Source organism: Thalassospira permensis NBRC 106175 (assembly GCF_000714555.1).
Lineage (GTDB): Bacteria > Pseudomonadota > Alphaproteobacteria > Rhodospirillales > Thalassospiraceae > Thalassospira > Thalassospira xiamenensis.
Map to the genome: position 1 here is coordinate 156,570 of NZ_AUNC01000023.1, position 19,224 is coordinate 175,793.

A 19,224-nucleotide genomic window follows, 5' to 3' on the forward strand; every position below is an offset into this window, starting at 1 on the left:
TTATGTTTCTGCACGTATGGGATGCAGACAGTAGTTGCCTGGGCAACATCTTTGTTGTCGCGCAACAAGTCAAGGAAACGTGCTTATGGCAAAGGCCGGATCATTGACCCGGCCTTTGTTTTTTGAAGCGTGATCGGAAAGATCAGGCGATCTTGTCGAGTTCGTTGATCAGGGATTCGCCCATGACGGTGGTCGAAACCTTTGCCATGCCCGGCTGCATGATATCAGCGGTGCGAAGCCCGCCTTTCAGAACGTTCTGAACGGCGGTTTCGATCATGGTTGCATCATCGCCCATGTCGAACGAGTAACGCAGCATCATGGCGAAAGACAGGATGGTTGCCAGCGGGTTTGCGATGTCCTGACCGGCGATGTCCGGGGCGGAGCCGTGCACCGGCTCGTAAAGCGCCTTGCGGGCACCGCTTGCATCGGCAGCACCGAGCGATGCGGACGGCAGCATGCCAAGCGATCCGGTCAGCATGGCGGCACAATCGGAAAGGATGTCGCCAAACATGTTGGTGGTGACCATCACGTCGAACTGTTTCGGGTTACGGACCAGCTGCATGGATGCGTTATCGACATACATGTGGCTGACCTCGACTTCCGGGAAGTCCTTGGCAACGCGTTCAACAACTTCGCGCCACAGGACGGTCGATTCCAGAACGTTGGCCTTATCGACCGAACACAGGCGTTTGTTGCGTTTCATGGCCATGTCAAAGGCGACACGGGCAATACGTTCAACTTCCGGCTCGGAATAAACCAGCGTGTTGAAGCCAAAACGCACACCGTCGCGTTCTTCGATGCCGCGCGGCTGACCGAAATAGATGCCGCCGGTCAATTCGCGCAGGATCATGATATCCAGGCCCTTGACGATGTCTTCTTTCAGGGTCGAGGCACCGACAAGCGCATCAAACACAAGGGCCGGACGGAGGTTGGCAAACAGGCCCATTTCCTTGCGGATTTTAAGCAACCCGCGTTCCGGTTTGATATCGAAGGGAAGGTTGTCCCATTTCGGGCCACCGACAGCACCAAGCAGAACCGCATCGGCCGCCATGGCATCGGCAAGCGTTTCGTCGGTCAGCGGGTTGTTGTGCGCATCAATTGATGCGCCGCCGATCAGACCTTCGGTGATTTCGAAATTGACGTTACGCTTTTTGGCCATCCAGTCCATGACGCGCTGAACCTGGCGCATGACTTCGGGGCCAATGCCGTCGCCGGGCAGCATCAGAACTTTTTTGGTGGTGCTCATCAAACAATCCTTCCCAGATATTATCGGGGTCGTTCACCCCGTATCGACAAAAAGGGCGGCAGACCGATCTGGACTGCCGCCACTTTGAATTACAGCGACAGCCAGGGCTGCGACGCAGCGCGCTTGGCTTCGAAATCGTTGATCGCGTCACCCTTCTGCAGGGTCAGACCGATGTCATCGAGGCCGTTCAACAGGCAATGTTTGCGGAACGGTTCGACATCAAACGTGATGCAACCGCCATCCGGACCATGGATTTCCTGTTTTTCAAGATCAATGGTGATGGTGGCGTTTTCGCCGCGTTCGGCATCATCCATCAGCTTGTCGACATCTTCCTGCGGCAGACGGATCGGCAGAATGCCGTTCTTGAAGCAGTTGTTATAGAAAATGTCGGCAAAGCTTGGCGCGATGATGCAGCGAATGCCGAAATCAAGCAGCGACCACGGCGCATGTTCGCGCGATGAACCACAGCCGAAGTTGTCACCTGATACGATGATCTTGGCATTGCGATAGGCCGGTTTGTTCAGAACGAAATCCGGGATTTCGTTGCCCTTGTCGTCATAGCGCATTTCATCAAACAGGTTCTTGCCAAGGCCCGAACGTTTGATGGTTTTCAGGAACTGTTTCGGGATGATCATGTCGGTATCGACATTGATCATCGGCAGCGGTGCTGCCACACCGGTGAGGGTCGTGAACTTATCCATTAATCTTATCCCTTGCTTCCAGTTTCCCAGGCAAGACCGAGGGCCTCGATCAGTTCCTCGGTTGCGTCGATATCCTTCGCTACGAATTCGGGCAGGTTGATCCCGGTCAGCTGCGGGAGCAGCTGTTCAAGGATCGGTGCCCGGCCGCAGCGCGCTGCGCCGTCACGGAAACTGATGAATGCTCTTTCTGCCATGGGTTTCTGCCTTAACCGAGTTTGCGGACGTCAGTCAGATGACCGGTGACTGCTGCGGCCACGGCCATCGCCGGGCTGAGCAGGTGGGTACGGCCACCACGGCCCTGACGGCCTTCGAAGTTACGGTTGGAGGTCGATGCGCAACGCTCGCCCGGCTCCAGTCGGTCCGGGTTCATCGCCAGACACATCGAGCAGCCCGGTTCACGCCATTCAAAACCGGCTTCGAGGAAAATCTCGTGCAGGCCTTCGGCCTCGGCCTGTTCCTTGACCAGACCGGAACCCGGAACGACCATGGCACTGACGTGATCGGCAACCTTGCGACCCTTGGCGATAACCGCCGCGGCGCGCAGGTCTTCGATACGACCATTGGTGCAGGAACCGATAAAGACGCGATCAATCCTGATGTCTTCGATATTGGTGCCAGCCGTCAGGCCCATATATTCGAGCGAACGGGCGATGGCTTTCTGTTTGCCGGGATCCTTGGCGTCGGACGGTGCCGGGACTTTGCCGTTAACCGGTACGACGTCTTCCGGGCTGGTGCCCCAGGTGACCTGTGGGATGATGTCGGCAGCATCGATTTCGACGATCTTGTCGTAATGCGCGCCTTCGTCAGACGGAAGGGTCTTCCAGTATTCGACAGCCTGTTCGAATGCGGCACCTTTGGGTGCCATCGGGCGGCCCTTGATATATTCAAAGGTTTTTTCGTCCGGTGCGATCAGGCCCGCGCGTGCGCCGCCTTCGATCGACATGTTGCAGACGGTCATGCGGCCTTCCATCGACAGCGACCGAATGGCCGAACCGGCATATTCGATCACATAACCGGTGCCGCCAGCCGTGCCGATGCGTCCGATGATGGCAAGGGTGATGTCCTTGGCGGTAACGCCCGGATGCAGATCGCCTTCGACCTTGACCAGCATGTTTTTGGCCGGTTTCTGAACCAGCGTCTGGGTGGCCAGAACATGTTCGACTTCGGACGTGCCGATGCCAAATGCCAGGGTGCCGAATGCACCGTGGGTCGAGGTATGCGAATCGCCGCAGACCATGGTGACACCCGGCAGGGTGAAACCTTCTTCCGGGCCGACAATGTGGACGATGCCCTGACGCAGGTCATTCATCGGGAAGTAATGGATACCGGTATCCTTGGCGTTCTGGTCAAGAGTGTTGACCTGGATACGGCTGTCTTCTTCCTTGATGCCTTCGGAACGGTCCGTGGTCGGAACGTTGTGATCCGGAACGGCAAGGGTCAGTTCCGGGTGGCGCACTTTGCGGCCGGCATTGCGAAGGCCTTCGAAAGCCTGCGGGCTGGTCACTTCATGAACGAGATGGCGGTCAATATAAATCAGGCAGGTACCATCATCCTGCGTATCGACCACGTGACTTTCCCAAATCTTGTCAAAAAGGGTTTTAGGCGCACCCATCTCGACCTCCTCTTAAAATCGATCTTTTATGCAGCGACGACCAGACAGTAGTGCCGGCAAAGGACGTTAAACCGGGGATGTTTTTTACGACGGCAATCCTGGGATTGCGATGTCATGTGGCGCACGGCGTCGCCTGTTCCTCCGGGCATCCGGGTTTGTCCCGATATGCGAAATTTTATTATCCAGAACCGCACGGACTTGATCGTTTTTGCCGCGGGAGTGCCTTTATACACTCAAGCTTCCAAATCGCAAGCAACCCGGCGCGTGTTTTTTTACGCGACTGCATCTCAAAGTAGATTCGGGGAAAATTGAGCATCTTGTGGTAGCTAAAACTACCAGATTCCGGGGTGAGGCAGCCAAAGCAGGGATAGCTGATATAAAATAAAGTTATATGTTATTCGCAAGGTTTCTGCGCGTTACATCGATCAGGCATGAAAACCGGCGATTCGATATGATGCACGCATAAAGTGTATTTGTCGGTTGTTTGTCGCCCGAAACCACAGGCAATGAAAACAGCCCAAAAGAAACGGGCCCACCCGAAGGTGAGCCCGCCAATCATTCCGACAATGCGGAACGCAGATTATTTCTTGCGTTCTGCAGCCGTCAGTTTGCCTTTGTGACCGGTGGTCTGTTCGGCGATACGCGCCGATTTACCGGTACGGCCACGCAGGTAGTAAAGTTTTGCGCGACGAACGTCACCGCGACGGACGACTTCGATTTTGTCGATCGCCGGGGAGTAGTTCTGGAAGATACGCTCGACACCTTCGCCCGATGCGATTTTACGCAGGGTGAAGGACGAGTTCAGGCCGCGGTTTTTCTTGGCGATGCAGACGCCTTCGAACTGCTGGATACGTTCGCGGGTACCTTCAACGACTTTCAGGTGAACACGGACGGTGTCGCCTGCGTCGAATTCCGGAACTTCGCGTTTTGCAGCGATTTTATCGAGCTGATCTTTTTCGATCTGCTGGATGATTGCGTTGGTCATGGTTTAACCCTCTTTGATGTGCCCGCGTGCGACATACTGATCCCAAAGGTCAGGACGCCGAGCACGGGTAATTTCTTCTGCCTGAGCATGCCGCCAGGCTTGTACCTTGGCATGATGTCCGGAAAGCAAGATCTCCGGCACGTCACGCCCGTTCCAATTGGCCGGGCGCGTGTAATGCGGATATTCAAGCAACCCGGTTTCAAAGCTTTCCTCGTCGACGGATTCGGTCTTGTTGACCACACCTTCGATAAGGCGAATGCACGATTCAATCAGGACCATGGCCGGCAGTTCGCCGCCCATGAGGATGTAGTCGCCAATGCTGATTTCTTCGACCTGATGTTCATCAAGTACGCGCTGGTCGATACCTTCGTAGCGACCACACAACAGGATAGCACCCGGTCCCGCTGCCAGTTCGCGGCAACGTTTCTGGTTCAGCATTTTCCCGCGCGGGCTGAGATAAATCAGCGGCAATTGCGGAGCTTCCGCACGCAATTCACGCAGGGTGGCGTCGACAATATCCGGGCGCATGACCATACCGGCCCCACCCCCGAAAGGATTGTCGTCAACAGTGCGGTGACGGTCGGTTGCATGATCACGGATGTCTTTAACATCCAGCGACCAGATCCCGTTTTCCAGTGCCCGTCCGGCCAGAGACTGACCGAGCGCGCCCGGGAACATTTCCGGGAACAGGGTTGCAACCTTGGCCTGCCACACAGACATCGATCAGGCCTCCTTTCCGCTGCCGGTCGCATTTTCTGCGCCTACTGCATCGGCAGTGACGGCATCAGAATCGCGGTCGGCCTGAGAGTCCCTGCGGGAGCTGCCCGGACGGCGGGTACGATTTCCCGGTCCTTCTTCTTCCTGCAAAAGCCCCTCGGGCGGATTTACCACCAGCTTGCGTTCCGAAAGCACCACATCGGGCACGACTTCCTTGGTAAACGGCAGGACGACGACTTTGCCACGGACTTCTTCCAGCGCGATTTCGATCACATCGCCCGCGCCAAAATCGGCCACACCCCGTACGGTCCCGAACAGCGAACCATCAACATGATGGGCTTTCAGGCCGACAAGATCGGCAAGATAGAATTCGTCTTCGTCTTCCGTTTCCGGCAGGGCCGTCCGCGGTACGTAAAGCTTGGTTCCCCGCAGCCGTTCGGCGGCGTCCCGGTCGTTCACACCATCGATCTTGGCGATCAGCTGGTCGCGAACATGTCCGACAGGAGACAGTTTGAATTTCGCCTGTCCCTTGGCGTCGAACAACGGGCCGTAACCGACAAGGTTATCCGGATCGACGGTATAGCTTTTGACGCGCACGGCACCACGCACCCCGTGCGGGGCGGTGATCATGCCGACGCAGACAAATGCATCGTCGGTTTTGGATTTGCGGGTATCAGCCATTTCGGTTCACAAATTTCCGGTATCTGATCAAAGCGTGCGAAAAGCTTATTCTTCGCTGGCAGCTTCTTCAGCAGGAGCCGCAGCAGCTTCGGCAGCTGCAGCAGCAGCGGCTTCGGCTTTTTCAGCTTTCTCACGAAGACGTTCCTGGGCTTTCGCTTTCGGAGCCGACTTCTGGGGCTGTTCGGTCGGTTTGAACGCGTCAGCCAGGCCAGCTTTGCCCAGGAAACGTGCAACACGATCGGTCGGCTGTGCGCCAACGCCCAGCCAATATTTGATGCGCTCTTCTTTGAAGGTCACGCGGTTGTCAGCATCCTTCGGGAGCATCGGATCATAGGTACCGACTTTCTCGATGAAGCTGCCGTCACGCGGGGCACGGGCATCTGCAACTACGATACGGTAGTACGGACGCTTTTTGGCACCGCCACGGGAAAGACGAATCTTGACAGCCATTCGGATAAGTTCCTTTCAGCTTGGGTTTGTAGTCTTCAAGTTACGATCCCGGAGGATCAATTTATTCCGGTTCAGGGAACCGGGGTGTTTGGTTCTTTCGAAAAATCTTGAGAACCGGGGGCTTGGCTATTTCTTTTTACCGAACCCCGGAAATCCCGGCGGCAAACCGCCGCCGCCCAATCCCGGGAACCCGGGCGGTAATCCGCCCCCGGCACCGGGAAATCCTTTTGGCAACTTGCTCATGTCGGGCATGTCGCCGCCTTCGAGCATCGAGGGATCCATTTTCGGCATGCCGCCAAACAGTCCCTTTTTGCCCATCTTGCCCATCTTTTTGATCATGGTGGACATGGTCTGATACTGTTTGAGCAGCTTGTTCACATCCTGAACCGAAAGACCGCAACCTGCGGCAATACGCTTTTTGCGCGATGCCTTGATCAGGGCCGGGTTTTCACGTTCCTTGGGCGTCATCGACAGGATGATCGCCTCCTGATGCGTCAGAAGTTTGGGATCAAGCTTGGTCTGCGACATCTGTTTTTTCAGCGCGCCCATGCCCGGCAGCATCCCCATGATGCCGGAAAGATCACCCATTTTCTGAAGCTGCTTGAGCTGGGAAAGAAGATCGTTCAGGTCAAACTGACCCTTTGCGAGCTTCTTCGCCATTTTCTCGGCGTCTTCCTGCTTGATCGTTTCGGCAGCCTTTTCGACAAGGCTGACGACATCGCCCATCCCGAGGATGCGGTTGGCGATACGATCCGGATGGAAGGCTTCCATCTCGTCGATTTTTTCACCGGTACCGAGCATCTTGATCGGGCAGCCGGTGATCTGGCGCATCGACAGAGCCGCACCACCACGTGCATCACCGTCGATACGGGTCAGAACGATACCGGTGATGCCGACCTTGTCGGCGAATTCCTTGGCCACATTGACCGAGTCCTGACCGGTCATCGCATCGGTGACCAGAAGGGTCTCGGCCGGGTTGACCGCGTCACGGACCTGGGCGACTTCGCTCATCAGTTCCATATCGATATGCAGGCGCCCTGCGGTATCGAGGATGACGGCGTCATAGCCTTCCTTGCGGCCCATATCCATTGCGCGTTTTGCGATCGATACCGGCTTTTCGCCCATAATGATCGGCAGAACGTTCAGGCCGTTATTGTCGGCCAGAATTTTCAACTGCTGCTGGGCGGCCGGGCGATAGATATCAAGCGACGCCAGCAGGACTTTCTTGTTGCGCTTTTTGGTCAGATGCAGCGCGATCTTGGCCGAGCTCGTGGTTTTACCCGACCCCTGCAAACCGACCATCAGGATCGGAACCGGCGGGGTGGCCGCAAGGTTGATATCCTCGCCTTCACCCAGCATGTTTTTCAGTTCGTCATGAACGATCTTGACGACCATCTGGCCCGGAGTGACCGAACGCAGAACGTCCTGACCAACCGCACGCTCGGTTGCATTGGTGATGAATGATTTGACGACCGGCAGCGCCACGTCAGCCTCAAGCAGGGCGACGCGTACTTCGCGCATGGCTTCCTTGACGTCGGATTCTTTCAGCGCGCCACGTCTGCGCAGCTTATCAAGAACCCCGCCAAGGCGATCGCTTAGTCCTTCAAACATTCCAAATCCCGTCTGTGTTTCCGGTGTTTCCACCGTGTGCGCACAAAAAACTAAAACCCAGTGCTCGACAACTCGAGGACTGGGGGAGTCACCCCTTGGGCGACCTTTGTTGCGCAGGGTTTATGCGATAGGGGGGATAGAGTCAAGCGCAATCAGGCGCAAAAGCGCGATGTTCTGCGCTTTTGATGCCAATCGCATCGCAATCCGCGATTCATCGCGACCAAGCTGCTGTTTAACCCGTGATGTTGATGGGGTCGATGGCGTGATTGTCGATCAGACGGGCTTTGCCAAGATGGGCGGCGACAAAGACGCGGCTACGTTTGCGCACCCGATCTTCGACCCGTTCAAGCGTGTCTGCGTCGCGGATTTCAAGGTAATCAATCGATTTGAAACCGGCGTTCAGAATATCTTCGCGCCCCTTGGACAGAAGCGGGGCGATTTCAGCACCCCTTGCCGCGGCTTTGGTGATTTCGCCCAAAACCCGGTCAAGTGTCGGGGCAATCGCGCGTTCTTCCGGTGTCAGATAGCGGTTGCGCGATGACATCGCCAGACCGTCATCTTCGCGCAGGATCGGTGCGCCGATAATTTCGACCGGGATGTTCAGGTCGGTGGTGAAACGGCGGATGACCATCAGCTGCTGATAGTCTTTCTGGCCGAATATCGCGCAATCGGGCAGGGCTTGCAGCAGAAGTTTGGTGACGATCTGGGCAACGCCGTCGAAATGGCCGGGGCGGGAAGCACCGCACAGGACGTTGGTAAATGATCCATCGACGCTGACACGGGTGGCAAAGCCATCGGGATACATTTCTTCGACCGAGGGGGCAAAGCACAGCTCCACCCCGGCGGCATCGAGCATTTTCTGATCATCGGGCAATGTACGGGGATAGGCACCGAAATCCTCGTTCGGGCCGAACTGCGTCGGATTGACGAAAATGCTGACAATGACGCGGTCAGCGTGATTGCGGACATGATCGGTCAGGCTGATATGACCGACATGAAGGGCACCCATCGTCGGGACCAGTGCCACACGCAATCCTCGCGCGCGCCACCCGGCAACAACCGCGCGCAGTTCTGCAACGCTGTGAACGGTTTTAAGCGTCATGTTCGTCTTGTCGATCGTCTGTTGGGCAAAAAGGCGGCACCGTTATTTTACGGCGCGCAATTTGCCGGGTTTGGTCACGCCAAAGCAATGATCGTCGGTCGGGAACTGACGGTTCCGGACTTCGGTGGCATAGCTTTCAACCGCTTTGGAGACCTGATCGCCCAGATCGGCATAGCGTTTGACGAATTTCGGGGTGAAATCGGAAAACAGGCCAAGGATATCCTCGGTCACCAGCACCTGCCCGTCGCAGGCAACAGATGCACCGATGCCAATCGTCGGAATGTCGATTTCCGTGGTGATAAGCCGTGCAACGGCCTCGACCGTGCCTTCGACAACCACTGAAAATGCACCGGCTTTGGCGACGGCCTTGGCATCGGCAATCACCTTGGCAGCAGCTTCTTCGCCGCGCCCCTGGCTTTTGAAGCCGCCCATGGTGTTGACCTGCTGGGGCATCAGGCCGATATGGGCCATGACGGGAATGCCCCGCTGGCTGAGGAATTCGACGGTGTCAGCCAGTTCTGCGCCACCTTCGAGTTTCACCCCCGCGCATCCGGTTTCGGCAAGAATGCGCGATGCCGTGCGAAAAGCCTGTTCTTTGGATTCCTGATAACTGCCAAACGGCAGATCGACGATCACGCAGGCGTTGGAGCTGCCGCGCATGACGGCCTTGCCGTGGTTGATCATCATGTCGACGGTGACGGCAAGCGTGCTTTCCATGCCGTAAACAACCATGCCCAGTGAATCCCCGACCAGAAGAAGATCGCAATGCGGGTCAAGGCGTTGCGCCATCGGCGTGGTATAGGCCGTCAGGCAGACAATCGGTTCTGCACCCTTGCGGGCGCGAATGGCAGGAACCGTGATGCGGCCCTGTTTTCTGGTGGTGGCACTCATGACGTTTCTCCCCCGGTGTTACCGGATTTGGCTGCCCGATCTGTGTCAGGCGTGCCGTCATGTTTACAATATGATGACCATTTGCGGGAACTGTTTTTTCGCAATCGCGAAACAGGCTTTTGGTCGAATAGCCTTTAACAGGAAGGGTTCCCTATTGTTGCCGCAGGATATTCCGTCCATTTCGGGATTTGTTGTGCAATTGCACAACGCAATCACAAACCTTCGGCAAGATCTTCAAGCATATCAATGCCGACGGCTTCGATATGGCGATTATCCTTAAGCGTGATCGTTGCTTCCTTGCGCAGCTGCGTCAGGGTGCGTGAAACCGTTTCGATGGTCAGGCCAAGGTAATCGGCGATGTCCGAGCGGCTCATCGGGACCTGGATCGTGTCGCTTTCCTCGCCGCGATGTTCCTGACGGCGGGCCAGCATCAAAAGGAAGGACGCAACCTTTTCCTTGGCCGTCTTGCGACCCAGCAGCAGCATCTGATCCTGTGCGGCGGCAAGTTCGTCAACCGCCATGCCCAGCATGCGTTTTTCAAGACGCGGGAATTCGTCAAACAGCTTTTCAAGCTTTTCGCGCGGGAAACGGCAGGCGGTTACCGGCTCGATTGCCTCGGCGGTGTAGCTGTATGTGGTGTTCAGCGCCAGACCAAGGAAATCACCAGGGAACAGGAAACCGGTGATCTGGCGGCGGCCGTCGCCCAGAAGTTTGTATAGTTTTACCGAACCCGACGTGACGTTAAACACGTAATCGGCATCTTCGGCTTCGTGGAAAATCGTGCTGTGCGGATCGAACTGAACATGGGTCAGCATCTGGCGCAAACGATCATGCTCCGTGCCCTGCAAAGAAGAGCAGAAGGTCAGGTCCTTGATTCCGCAGGCCTCACAAAGCTGGGAACGGACAGACATGGCAAACTCCGGAGCTACATGTACTTAAGATGTCAGATTGGAATTAATCTATGCGATCTGACTGCATCAGTTCAAGCGATACTAACGTTTGTCTCCGTTGTTTTTCGTATGGCTGTCCTGCGGTTGCTGTTCATCGTCATCAAAAAGGATGCGATTGGCGGCTCCTTCCATGTCATCGAACTGCCCCGATTTAAGCGACCACAGAAATGCTGCCAATCCGAGAAGCCCCAGAAACAGGGCGATTGGTATCAGAAGTAATAGGTTGCTCATACTGACGGCGCTCCTGCCTCTTGGGCATGTACTGGGAGGGCGGAAGGATCTTCGGCCCGCTGTTTGTCTGTTCCAGATCTCAGGCGCAATGCGTTGGCAATCACAATCAAAGAGGATGAAGACATCGCAATGGCGGCAATCAGTGGTGTGACCATGCCCGATACTGCCAATGGAATCGTGATCAGGTTATAGGCAAATGACAGGGTGAAATTCTGCCGGACAAGCCGGTCGGATTTCCTGGCAACGTCGATGGCCTCGATCACGGCCGAAAGGCGGTCGCCCTGAAACACGATATCGGCGACATTCTGGCTGATTTCGGCTGCACTTGCCGGTGACATGGATGCATAGGCTGCGGCAAGGGCCGGCGCATCATTAATGCCGTCACCGACCATCAGGTCACATTTGCCATTTTCGGCGCGACGGGCGATTTCGTTTGCCTTGTCCGCCGGTGAAAGCTGCGCCTTCCAATCGCGAATGCCCAGTGTTTCGGCAAGTCGAGCAACCGTCACGGCCCGGTCCCCCGATAGCAGCGATATGTCAAAACCACGCGAAGACAGGGTTTCGATGACCTGTTCGGCATCATGACGCGGGGCATCGCGGAAAACAAAACGGGTTGCGGCCCGGCCCGGTTCCTGCAACCACATTTCGGGGCCTGCAATGTGGCTGGACAGGTCGGCATTTTCCGCAATGCCGCAAAATGCACGGCTGCCCAATCGGACCGTGCCGCCGGGCAATTCTGCTGAGAGTCCCTGGCCGGGATGTTCCGAAACATTGGCGATTGGCGTTACATTTCCGGCGGCCCGTACAAGGGCACGCGACAGTGGGTGGGTGCTATTGGCCGCGATGGATGCAGCCAGTTCAAGCGCAGTGTCATCGTCCGGATTGGAGATCAATTCGGGCTTGCCGGTGGTCAATGTGCCGGTCTTATCAAAAATGACACCGCGAATACGGGTCAGTCTTTCAAGGGCCGTGGCTGATTTGACCAAGATACCAGCGCGCAACAGCCGTCCGGTCGCAATCACCTGAACAACCGGCACGGCAAGGGCAAGGGCACAGGGGCAGGTGATGATCAGAACGGCAATCGCATTCATCAGGGCATCCTGCCAGCCAATCCCGCCAATCAGCCACCAGCCGAGAAATGTCGTGCCCGAAAGAAGGTGGACCACAGGGGCATAGGATTTGGCGACACGGTCGGCAAGGGCGACATATCGGGCGCGTCCCTGTTCGGCGTTTTCCATCAACCGGACAATTTCAGCCAGAAGCGTTGTTTGACCGGTCGCAGTAACGCGGATGCGCAACGGGGCCGATATATTGGTTGTTCCGGCGAAAACGGTTGTGCCTGGTTTGGCGGTGTTCGGGATGCTTTCCCCCGTTATCAGGCTGGTATCGATATCCGATTGACCATCAAGGATTTCACCATCAATGCCGATCCGCTCCCCCGCTGCCACCAGAACGATCATGCCCGGTTTGGCCTTGTCCGGTGCGATCAGTCGGCGGGTGCCATCGTCAGCCAGAACCGTGACCGAGCGCGCATTTAGCGATAGCAGATGTTCGGCGGCTGATCGGGCCTGACCACGGGCGCGGCTGTCAAGATATCGGCCAACCAGCAGGAAAAACAAAAGCGTTATGGCAGAATCGAAATAGGCATGGGGGCCGCCGCGCATGGTTTCGGCCAGGCTCATGCCAAGGGCAAGAATGACCCCCAGGCTGATCGGCACATCCATATTGACCCGGCGATTGCGGATCGCACCCCATGCGGACCGGTAAAACGGCATTCCGGCATAGACGGCTGCCGGAAGGGCAATCAGGGCCGATATCCAATGGAAAAGATCGCGGGTTGCCCCGCCCATTCCCTGAAAATATCCGGCCCAGACAGAAACCGACAGCAGCATGACGTTGCCCGCGGCAAATCCGGCAACCGCCAGACAGCGCAGCAATTCGCTGTTGCGGGCCTGTGTTGCCTGTTCTAGCGCTGCGGGATCGAACGGGATCAGCCGGTATCCCATCTGCAGAACCGGTTTAACCAGTTCATCCACATCGGCAATGTCACCGTTCCATGTCAGCCGTAACCGGCGGGTGGTCATATTGACGCGCGCATGCAGGACAGACGGATTTTTTTGCAGCAGGGTTTCGATCAGCCAGACACAGGCTGCGCAATGTATGCCATCCACCATCAGGTTAAGATGATGAACGCCTTCGTCGTCGGTGCTGACAAGATCGGTGAAATTAACCGCAGCGATTTCATCGCTATCGGGGCGCAATGGCCGGGCTTTGGGATCGATGCTTCGGCGGCTGTAATAGGATTTAAGACCCAGATCGCCCAGAAGTTCAAACGCACCTGCACATCCCCGACAGCAAAAATCAGGTCCGACCGGTGACATCGAGGTCACCGGATCTCCACAATGGCGGCAGGTGGTTTGGGGGGTCATGGTTTTACGACAACGGTCTCGACAGTCTGATAATCATCACCAAGGGCGTGCGCAATGGTCCGGATTTCCCAACGGCCATAAACCGGGAACGCGGCACTTGCCCGATATTCCCCGGGCGCGATTTCCGCCATTCGCACGGTCTGGTCAAGATCGTCACGGTCCGACCGCCGCAAAACGATTTCCATTTTGGCACCGCTGATCGGTTGGGAATCGCGATCCCGGAACAGGACAGTAACCGTCGCAGACTGATTGATCAGCCCCTCGACCGACAGTTTGCTGCGCCATCCCAATTCGGCCTGACGCTGCGCGCCCGACATTGCGGCGTTATAATTGTTGCCTTCTTCGAAGGCGTGTTTGGTGACAAGCCCGTTCCAGCTTGTCATTGAAAACGTGATCAGCGAGATGTTGGCGATCAGCATGATCGCGAAACCGCCAACAAAGTACCACGGGATCAGGCGATCCGATTTGCGCGGACCCGCAACAGAGGATGGTGAGGTTGTGGTCTGGGTCGTCATCTTTCTATCTCCTGTCCGGCGCAATAGGGTCGGTGGCCGGATCTTCAGGCGGGTGGCGGTTATTTCGGTCCGGCAAATACGGTATCATAAGTTTCGCGAATATTGTCCTTTGGATCGGTCACGCTGAACTCGAACGGTGTGGCTTCGCCATCCAGTGCTTCTGGATCGGCCGCAACAAAGACACGGAAACTGCCAACGCGGTCCGGGGCAACATCCAGGCTGAACGTGCCATCCTGGTTAGGTGTCAGACCGATAACCTGAAAATCGGTGGCAACAAGCCCTTCGATTGTAAGGATATAGGTTTTGGCAGCCTGTTCCTTGTTCAGGACCTTTAAGGTGTAGCCATTTCGGACATCACCATCGGACAGTCGGACGAATATCGGGTTGCGATCCCGCAAAACGTTGACTTCAAGTGTCGTGCGATTGAACAGGCCAAAGGCCATCACGCCTGCGACCAGCATCACGATGATCGAATAGAAAACGGTACGCGGCCGGACAATGCGGATTTTTGTCGCCTTGCCATGCGCACGCAACTGGCTGTTTTGCACCGAATCAAACCGGACCAGATCCCGCGGGAAGCCGACCTTGTCCATCATTTCGTTACACGCATCGATACACAGGCCACAGCCGATGCATTCCATCTGCAATCCGTTACGGATATCGATCCCCGTCGGACAGACGTTAAAGCAGGCATAGCAATCAATGCAGTGGCCGACTTCCGGGACTTCGCCGCGAACAAGGTTCTTGCGCTTGATCGGACCACGCGGTTCGCCGCGCCAGCCTTCATAGGTGACGATCATCGACTCGTCATCAAGCATCGCCGACTGGAAACGCGGCCAAGGGCACATATAGGTGCAAACCTGTTCGCGCGCCCACCCGGCCAGCAGATAGGTCGAAAAAGTCAGGAACGCGATGGTGACATAAACACCCAGTGACGCATCGCCGGTAAAGATATCGACCATGACCGTCGGCGCATCGTGGAAATAAAGCACAAACGCACCGCCGGTTGCCGCGGCAATCACCAGCCATGAAAGATGGGTTGCGCCGATTTTCCAGATTTTTTCGAAGGTCCAGGGCGATTTGTCCAGGCGCATGCGCGCATTGCGATCCCCCTGGATATGACGTTCGACCAGCATGAAAAGATCTGTCCACACCGTTTGCGGACAGCCATAACCGCACCAGATACGGCCAAACAGCGACGTTGCCAGAAACAGACCGATCGCCGCAAGGATCAGAAGGCCGGTGATGTAATAGACTTCCTGCGGCCAGATCTCGATAAAGAAGAAATAGGCGCGGCCAAGATCCATGTCGATCAGCACGGCCTGATCCGGTGCCGAAGGTCCGCGGTCCCAGCGCAGCCAGGGAACAATCCAGTAAATGGCAAGCAGAGCGACCAGTGCAAACCATTTCAGGTTACGGAAACGGCCCGAGACCCGTTTCGGATAGACCTTGTCGCGGGTTTTATAAAGTGGCTGGTCGCGGTCATCTTCCGGCAGTGTATCGTTTTGCGGGATCGGATGTGCGGGATCGGGCTGTTGCAAATGGGGCATGGCCATTGTCGCTACCTGACTGTTGGGCCGCATCGCCGATAACTGCTCTCTTGTGGCTTTGGGGCCACCAGTTATCTGCATGGTGCACAACATGGCATGCGGCATGCCATGTCGGATTAGGATTATTCAAATTGCAGTGCCAACATACGAAAAACCCGCCGCACCCCACCATGACACAAATCAATTTTTGATCAGATCACAGTGTATAAAGGTGCGGCGGGCAGAAGATTTTAAAGGTTACTGACCGCCACCAAGCGAGTGGACATAAACCGTCAGCATCTTGATGGTTTCTTCGTCAAGACGACCACCCCATGCCGGCATGACGCCGCCACGCGAATTGGTCACGGTTTCGGTAATGGTTGCGGCATCGCCACCATACAGCCAGATCGCATCCGTCAGGTTCGGTGCCCCCAATTCCTGAACACCCTTGGCGTCTTCGCCATGACAGGATGCGCAGTTATCAGCGAAGACTTCCATGCCGCGGGTTGCTGCGGCCTTGTCGGTTTCGCGTCCGTTAAAGGACAGGACATACTGAACAACATCATTGATGCCATCGCGTTCCAGTATCTCGTCACGACCAAAGGCGGGCATATCGTTGAAACGCGTATCATCATTGGCATCCCAGCGGATACCGACATGCAGCGTTTCATTGATGGTTTCAAGCGAACCACCCCACAGCCAGTCATCGTCCTGAAGGGATGGGAAGCCCGGGTTGCCCGAACCGCCGGTGCCATGACACGGTGCGCAGTTTTCTGCAAACACGGCCTTGCCACCTGCCATCGAGAAGTTCAGCAATTCGCTGTCATTAACGATTTCATCCAGATCCAGTGCTGCCAGACGCTCCATATACGGTGCGCGTTCGGCGGCAACATTGGCCATGGTTTCATGCAGTTGGGTCCGGTTGGTGGTTTCGAACATACCGGTAAGGTAGCTCGTTGCCGTCGGCCAGGACGGATAAACCACCCAATAACCGACCGACCAGACGATTGTGGCCCAGAAAACATAGACCCACCAGGATGGCAGCGGTGTATTCAGCTCTTTGATGCCATCCCATTCATGACCGGTGGTTTCGTGACCCGAAACCTGGTCTTTTTCGACATGTGTCGACATAGCTCGGTTCTCCCCCTATTCCTCATCCCGAAACGGAATCCGGGCATGCTCTTCCATGTCTTTCCGGCGCTTTTTGCTGGGCCACATGACCCAGGCAATGATCGCCCCGAAAAGCAGCATCAGCCACAGACCCCACAAGGGTCGGAAAAAGTCAGCGAGTTGCGTAAAGAATTCCATGACGTTCCCCTTCGCCTTAGCGCAGGTTCAGTTGCGGGTTGTAGGTGGTGAAATCGACCATGCGACCCAGGACCTGCAGATACGCGACCAGCGCATCCATTTCGGTCAGTTTCGCGGGGTTTCCGTCAAAGTCACCGGTTGCCGCATTCGGATAACGTGCAAGGAGTTCATCGTAATCCTCGTCCGCCATCGCCTGCAGATACAGGTCGGCCTTGGCATTCTCGATCTGCTCGTCGGTATAAGGAACACCAACCATTTTAAGCGTTTCAAGATGGGCCTGGGCGTCATCGAACTTCAATTCGCGTTCCGCCAGGAACGGATAGCCCGGCATGATCGATTCCGGCACGACAGAGCGCGGATCTTTCAGGTGGGCAACATGCCAGTCGTTGGAATATTTGGCACCAACGCGGGCAAGGTCCGGTCCGGTACGTTTCGATCCCCACTGGAACGGATGGTCATACATCGATTCCGCGGCAAGGCTGTAATGGCCATAACGTTCGACCTCGTCACGGAACGGACGGATCTGCTGGGAATGGCAGTTATAGCACCCTTCGCGGAGATAGATGTTGCGACCCGCCTGTTCGAGCGGTGAATAGGGACGGACCCCTTCGACCTTCTCGATGGTCTGTTCCATCGTGAACAACGGCACGATTTCGACAATACCACCGATGATGATGGTCAGGAAAATCCCGAGGATGAGAACAAAGACGTTCTTCTCAACAATGTGGTGTTTTTTCAGAAGCATTTTTCACATCCCCCTTATTCGGCTGCTACGGTAGCAGGTGTGCCGATCGGTGCTTCGCGACGCAGATCACCCTTGATCGTCTTGTAGACGTTCCAGACCATGATCAGCGATCCGAGCAGGAAGAGCAGGCCACCGGTTGCACGAATGATGTAGTAGGGGTGCATTGCTTCAACGGTTTCGATGAAGGAATACTGCAGGAAGCCAAGATCGTCGTAGGCACGCCACATCAGGCCCTGCATGATCCCCGAAACCCACATCGACGTGATGTAAAGAACGATACCGATGGTACCCAGCCAGAAGTGATAGGCAACCAGACGCATCGAATAGAGGCGTTCACGATGCCACAGGACCGGGATCAGGTGATAGATCGCACCGAAGGAAACGAAAGCCACCCAGCCAAGCGCGCCGGAATGAACATGTCCGATGGTCCAGTCGGTATAGTGCGACAGGCCGTTGACGGCCTTGATCGACATCACCGGGCCTTCGAAGGTCGACATGCCATAGAAACCGACGGCAGCAACCATGAAGCGCAGGACCGGGTCGGTACGCAGTTTGTCCCAGGCACCCGAAAGCGTCATCAGGCCGTTGATCATCCCGCCCCAGGACGGCATCCACAACATGATCGAGAAGGTCATGCCAAGGGTCTGCGCCCAGTCAGGAAGGGCCGTGTAGTGCAGGTGGTGCGGACCAGCCCAGATATAAAGGAAGATCAGCGCCCAGAAGTGAATGATCGACAGGCGATAGGAATAAACCGGACGTTCGGCACGTTTCGGAATGAAATAGTACATCATCCCAAGGAAGCCGGCCGTCAGGAAGAAGCCCACCGCGTTATGGCCATACCACCACTGCGTCAGCGCATCCTGCACACCCGAGAACAGCGAGTAGGATTTGGTCCCCATGAAGGAAACCGGAATCGCCAGGTTGTTGCCCAGATGCAGCATTGCGATCGTCACGATGAAGGCCAGATAGAACCAGTTCGCGACATAGATATGCGGCTCATGACGCTTCAGCAGGGTTCCGACGAACATCGCCAGATACGCAACCCACACCACGGTGATCCAGATATCAACAAACCATTCCGGTTCGGCATATTCGCGACCCTGGGTAACCCCCATCACATAGCCGAGTGCGGCCATGACGATGAACAGCTGATAGCCCCAGAAAACGAATGCCGGAAGCGCCTTGCCGCCATAAAGCGGCGTGCGACAGGTCCGTTGCACGACATAGAACGACGTTGCCAGAAGGGCGTTACCGCCAAAGGCAAAAATCACCGCCGAAGTATGCAACGGCCGCAGGCGACCGAAATTCAGAAATTCATTATCGAAATTAAGCGCCGGAAATGCGAGCTGCCAGGCGATGAAATCGCCCGCCAGAAATCCGACGACGCCCCAAAATACGGTCGCCAGTGCGCCCCAGCGCACAACGTCCATATTATAATTAACAGCAACTGGCGTTGATGCTGTCTGTGCCATGCTCCCCTGGCTCATGCTTGACTCCCGTTCAAGGTGTTCGGGTGAGTTG

At 56.2% G+C, this 19,224-nt stretch carries 20 protein-coding genes; all 20 read right to left on the bottom strand.

Annotated elements, in window-relative coordinates; all coding sequences use genetic code 11:
* Positions 1 to 142: 142 nt before the first annotated feature.
* Positions 143 to 1,246 carry a 3-isopropylmalate dehydrogenase gene (gene leuB / locus SMB34_RS12605; protein ID WP_007089131.1) on the bottom strand — a complete coding sequence of 368 codons (1,104 nt, stop codon included), beginning with the start codon at positions 1,244 to 1,246 and terminating at the stop codon, positions 143 to 145.
* An 89-nt stretch (positions 1,247 to 1,335) separates the two neighbouring features.
* Entirely contained in the window at positions 1,336 to 1,947 is a 612-nt protein-coding gene (gene leuD, locus SMB34_RS12610) for a 3-isopropylmalate dehydratase small subunit (RefSeq protein ID WP_007089130.1), read from the bottom strand.
* 5 nt (positions 1,948 to 1,952) lie between these two features.
* Positions 1,953 to 2,141 (bottom strand): hypothetical protein, encoded by a 189-nt coding sequence (locus SMB34_RS12615; protein ID WP_007089129.1) that lies wholly within the window; start codon positions 2,139 to 2,141, stop codon positions 1,953 to 1,955.
* Positions 2,142 to 2,152: 11 nt separating this feature from the next.
* Positions 2,153 to 3,559, bottom strand: coding sequence for a 3-isopropylmalate dehydratase large subunit (gene leuC / locus SMB34_RS12620; protein WP_007089128.1), 1,407 nt, complete (start codon positions 3,557 to 3,559; stop codon positions 2,153 to 2,155).
* A 580-nt stretch (positions 3,560 to 4,139) separates the two neighbouring features.
* Positions 4,140 to 4,544, bottom strand: a complete 405-nt coding sequence (gene rplS / locus SMB34_RS12625) for a 50S ribosomal protein L19 (RefSeq protein ID WP_007089127.1) — start codon at positions 4,542 to 4,544, stop codon at positions 4,140 to 4,142.
* Positions 4,545 to 4,547: 3 nt separating this feature from the next.
* Positions 4,548 to 5,264 (bottom strand): tRNA (guanosine(37)-N1)-methyltransferase TrmD, encoded by a 717-nt coding sequence (gene trmD, locus SMB34_RS12630; protein WP_007089126.1) that lies wholly within the window; start codon positions 5,262 to 5,264, stop codon positions 4,548 to 4,550.
* A 3-nt stretch (positions 5,265 to 5,267) separates the two neighbouring features.
* Positions 5,268 to 5,942 (bottom strand): ribosome maturation factor RimM, encoded by a 675-nt coding sequence (gene rimM, locus SMB34_RS12635; protein ID WP_037990501.1) that lies wholly within the window; start codon positions 5,940 to 5,942, stop codon positions 5,268 to 5,270.
* Between the two features lie 45 nt (positions 5,943 to 5,987).
* Entirely contained in the window at positions 5,988 to 6,392 is a 405-nt protein-coding gene (rpsP, locus tag SMB34_RS12640) for a 30S ribosomal protein S16 (RefSeq protein WP_007089124.1), read from the bottom strand.
* A 126-nt stretch (positions 6,393 to 6,518) separates the two neighbouring features.
* Positions 6,519 to 8,003 carry a signal recognition particle protein gene (ffh, locus tag SMB34_RS12645; RefSeq protein ID WP_037990688.1) on the bottom strand — a complete coding sequence of 495 codons (1,485 nt, stop codon included), beginning with the start codon at positions 8,001 to 8,003 and terminating at the stop codon, positions 6,519 to 6,521.
* Positions 8,004 to 8,235: 232 nt separating this feature from the next.
* On the bottom strand, positions 8,236 to 9,105 hold the full coding sequence (gene panC, locus SMB34_RS12650; RefSeq protein WP_037990502.1) for a pantoate--beta-alanine ligase: 870 nt from the start codon (positions 9,103 to 9,105) through the stop codon (positions 8,236 to 8,238).
* A 42-nt stretch (positions 9,106 to 9,147) separates the two neighbouring features.
* The gene (gene panB / locus SMB34_RS12655; RefSeq protein ID WP_007089121.1) at positions 9,148 to 9,996 is read right to left on the bottom strand and encodes a 3-methyl-2-oxobutanoate hydroxymethyltransferase; all 849 of its coding nucleotides are present in this window, start codon (positions 9,994 to 9,996) and stop codon (positions 9,148 to 9,150) included.
* 212 nt (positions 9,997 to 10,208) lie between these two features.
* Complete coding sequence (locus SMB34_RS12660) at positions 10,209 to 10,907, bottom strand: cyclic nucleotide-binding domain-containing protein (protein ID WP_007089120.1); 699 nt, start codon at positions 10,905 to 10,907, stop codon at positions 10,209 to 10,211.
* An 81-nt stretch (positions 10,908 to 10,988) separates the two neighbouring features.
* Positions 10,989 to 11,177 (bottom strand): cbb3-type cytochrome oxidase assembly protein CcoS, encoded by a 189-nt coding sequence (ccoS, locus tag SMB34_RS12665; RefSeq protein ID WP_007089119.1) that lies wholly within the window; start codon positions 11,175 to 11,177, stop codon positions 10,989 to 10,991.
* Complete coding sequence (locus tag SMB34_RS12670; protein ID WP_007089118.1) at positions 11,174 to 13,558, bottom strand: heavy metal translocating P-type ATPase; 2,385 nt, start codon at positions 13,556 to 13,558, stop codon at positions 11,174 to 11,176. The genes ccoS and SMB34_RS12670 overlap by 4 nt, the downstream gene beginning before the upstream one ends.
* Before the next feature lie 44 nt (positions 13,559 to 13,602).
* Positions 13,603 to 14,121 (bottom strand): FixH family protein, encoded by a 519-nt coding sequence (locus tag SMB34_RS12675; RefSeq protein ID WP_007089117.1) that lies wholly within the window; start codon positions 14,119 to 14,121, stop codon positions 13,603 to 13,605.
* Between the two features lie 59 nt (positions 14,122 to 14,180).
* On the bottom strand, positions 14,181 to 15,677 hold the full coding sequence (ccoG, locus tag SMB34_RS12680) for a cytochrome c oxidase accessory protein CcoG (RefSeq protein WP_037990503.1): 1,497 nt from the start codon (positions 15,675 to 15,677) through the stop codon (positions 14,181 to 14,183).
* Between the two features lie 231 nt (positions 15,678 to 15,908).
* The gene (gene ccoP / locus SMB34_RS12685) at positions 15,909 to 16,781 is read right to left on the bottom strand and encodes a cytochrome-c oxidase, cbb3-type subunit III (RefSeq protein WP_037990504.1); all 873 of its coding nucleotides are present in this window, start codon (positions 16,779 to 16,781) and stop codon (positions 15,909 to 15,911) included.
* Positions 16,782 to 16,796: 15 nt separating this feature from the next.
* Positions 16,797 to 16,958 (bottom strand): cbb3-type cytochrome c oxidase subunit 3, encoded by a 162-nt coding sequence (locus SMB34_RS20905; RefSeq protein WP_007089114.1) that lies wholly within the window; start codon positions 16,956 to 16,958, stop codon positions 16,797 to 16,799.
* Between the two features lie 16 nt (positions 16,959 to 16,974).
* Positions 16,975 to 17,703, bottom strand: a complete 729-nt coding sequence (gene ccoO, locus SMB34_RS12690; RefSeq protein ID WP_007089113.1) for a cytochrome-c oxidase, cbb3-type subunit II — start codon at positions 17,701 to 17,703, stop codon at positions 16,975 to 16,977.
* A gap of 14 nt (positions 17,704 to 17,717) precedes the next feature.
* On the bottom strand, positions 17,718 to 19,175 hold the full coding sequence (gene ccoN / locus SMB34_RS12695; RefSeq protein ID WP_037990692.1) for a cytochrome-c oxidase, cbb3-type subunit I: 1,458 nt from the start codon (positions 19,173 to 19,175) through the stop codon (positions 17,718 to 17,720).
* Between the last annotated feature and the right edge of the window lie 49 nt (positions 19,176 to 19,224).